The sequence below is a fragment of the Phycisphaerae bacterium genome (assembly GCA_012729815.1).
GTDB lineage: Bacteria > Planctomycetota > Phycisphaerae > JAAYCJ01 > JAAYCJ01 > JAAYCJ01.
Genome location: JAAYCJ010000004.1, coordinates 1 through 2,625 on the forward strand (window position 1 = coordinate 1; position 2,625 = coordinate 2,625).

At 60.1% G+C, this 2,625-nt stretch carries 3 protein-coding genes; all 3 read right to left on the minus strand.

What is annotated here, in order from left to right; genetic code table 11:
- Window positions 1–234: hypothetical protein (locus GXY33_00315; protein NLX03564.1), on the minus strand; the 234-nt coding region annotated here is incomplete at its 3' end.
- Window positions 235–247: 13 nt separating this feature from the next.
- Window positions 248–1,573 (minus strand): prepilin-type N-terminal cleavage/methylation domain-containing protein, encoded by a 1,326-nt coding sequence (locus GXY33_00320; protein ID NLX03565.1) that lies wholly within the window; start codon window positions 1,571–1,573, stop codon window positions 248–250.
- Window positions 1,563–2,417: a hypothetical protein gene (locus tag GXY33_00325; protein NLX03566.1), complete on the minus strand. Its 855-nt coding sequence runs from the start codon at window positions 2,415–2,417 to the stop codon at window positions 1,563–1,565. Before GXY33_00325 ends, GXY33_00320 begins: the two co-directional genes overlap by 11 nt.
- Window positions 2,418–2,625 lie beyond the last annotated feature (208 nt).

Below are 2,625 nucleotides of genomic sequence, written 5' to 3' on the forward strand. Positions count from 1 at the left end.
CGGCTTGCCCCACAAATCCAACTCCAGCGTATCGACAATCCGGCTCTCGATGCTGTCGATCGACGCCTGCAAAACCTGACGCTCCGCGAACGACACCTGGCGATTCTCAGCCGCCACCCCCTCAATCCGCATGCTGATCACGAAACTCGTCCCCATGATCGCCAGCAGCGCCAGCAGCACCACCACCAGAACCAGCACCGTCCCACGCCTATGTTCCTGATATTGCGTTCGCATGACCCGACCCTCCTCAGCCTCCCACCGGCACCACAAACCGATACGTCAACCCGCCGTGCTCAAACCCGTTGCCGTCCGCGTCCACCGCCTCATCCAACTCGCTCTGACTCCGTACCTTCAACTCCCGATCGTAAAGCCGAATCGTAAACTCCAACGCCGCTGGCCACTGGTGCCGCACCTCGGGCGAGAAACATAGAATCCCATCAGTGGACGGCACCGCATATCCTGGCGGAACACAACTGGAGTTGTACGGCAAATCAAGCCAGATGGGCCTCTCCTCGGTGTCAAGTACGCCATCCCCATTATCCGGCGGCCATTCACCAAAGTCCCAACGTTCTTCGCCGGTCGGATCGTCAGCATCATCCGCATTATAGTCATAATCATGCCAGTCCAACGAAGACCCGTCGTCGCTGTAGATGGAGACGGTTCCAAAGTCCGTCCCGTCGCGATGATAGTCCTCCGTCGGCAGCAGGAACCGGATGCGAAGCGACCCGCAGCCGTCCAGCAACACCCGATACAGATCCGCCGCCGGATCATCCACGTACATGCGGAACCCGCGATCCGGCGAGTTCACGATAAACGTCACAAGGAGGGGTCTAAGGAGGGGTCTCTCGTCTTCAAACAGGTAATCCGGATCGGACGGCCTCATCTGCCGCATCACCTGGGCAAAGGTGTACGGGATCACGTCCGTCTCTGCCTGATCCGCCGGATCATTCGGATCGGCATCAAGCAGCTCGCCCCAGTAGGTGCCATCAAACGGATGATCGTATCCGGAATCGTACTCATGCACCAACACCCGCCGCCCAACCGCCCACCGATTCACGTGAACCGGATTGACCGCGGTCCCATCCGCCGGCGTCTGACCATACCCGCTCGCCGTCGCGGGGTTAAAGTCCGCGTGACCGTACATCACCATCCCGATATTCGAAAGCACATCGCTCTTTCCCGCCCGTAACGCCGCCCCGGTCCGCCAGAAAATCAGCTTGTCCGCCCGAACCCCATCAATCCCGTCAAACTTCACCTGCCCGTCCGGCGTCGCCTCCGTCAAATCGTTAAACTCCCGCCGCACCAGAATCATGTACCCGTCGCGGCACACGTGCCGAAGGTCGTCCTCCACCTGACGCCGAAACGCGTCCAGCTTGTCGATCGCCGACACCGTCGAATTCGTGTGGCTCACCGCGTCCGCCGACGACTTGTAAATCATCGACACGATGCCCAGCAAAATCACCAGCACCACCACCGCCACCATCAGCTCAGCCAGCGTAAATCCACACCGGCATACCCCGCCCAACCGCCGCCCACGCCATCCCAAACCCGAAATATCCCAACTACTCGTCATAGTTGATCACCGTCTCATATACCGCAACCACCGGCGCACGACGCGTAAGATTGCCGCTAGCATCCGGATTCACATCGACGAACGCAACGCTCTCATCAATGCCGGAAACATCCTTATCGCACATCACCAGTTGATATCCGCCACTCGGCGTACCGACGTCCGTAACCTTGTAGACCTCGCCGTCATCACCCAAAAGGAACGACCCGCGCCCGGGCACATCGGCTTCGAGCAATCGAAGCTGCCGCGTTGCACCAACTCCAAACGGCGTTGCACCAGCCCGCCGCAGCGCCATCTTCAGATTCGTCCCATCACTCACGCCCGTAGGCTCGCGAACCACAAACACCCAGAACTTGTAGTAGTAACGCGATTTCCCCGTCGCCGTCCCTGGCTCAGCACCCGCCATATGTTGTTTCTGCACCGCGGCAACCCAGCCGTAGGTGTCATCGACACTGTAAACGCAGTCTGTTCCGCTGAAGGGATACAGCTCAGGATCGCCGTTGAACCCGCCGTCGAAGAAATCGGCGGCGCTGCTCCCATTCGGGTCCAAAGGCACCGTGTCGAACGAGAGAAGGTAAACCCGCCTCTGCGTGTCATCTGCCCCAAGACGGAACCGTCCCCTGTAGGCACCGTCAGATCCGTCTGCGTTGACGTAGTCCTCGATGCCTTCGTACGGCACCCCATCGTCCAGCCGTCCCGGCCCCACATCGAGCTTCAGCCGCTGCGCCGCCTCCTCAAAAACAAGCTGGGCGTTGGTGATCTCAACCGCTTGGCGGGCCTGGTCGATCGCCACCGGAAACGACGCCGCCACGATCAGCAGGCCGATCCCCAGAATACCGATCGCCACCATCAATTCCGATAGCGAAAAGGCCCATACGGGCCGAGACCTTCGACATGTCACTGGCTTGCTTTCCATGGTCCTTCCATCTCGCACTGCACCGGGTCCGTCCATCCTCAGCCGACAGGTTCTCCGGTTCGCTCGTGCAGCTCATCGGCAGCATTCCGTATGGCCACCCGATTATACGATTCCGGTCAAACCAGCCGCCGTCACCCTC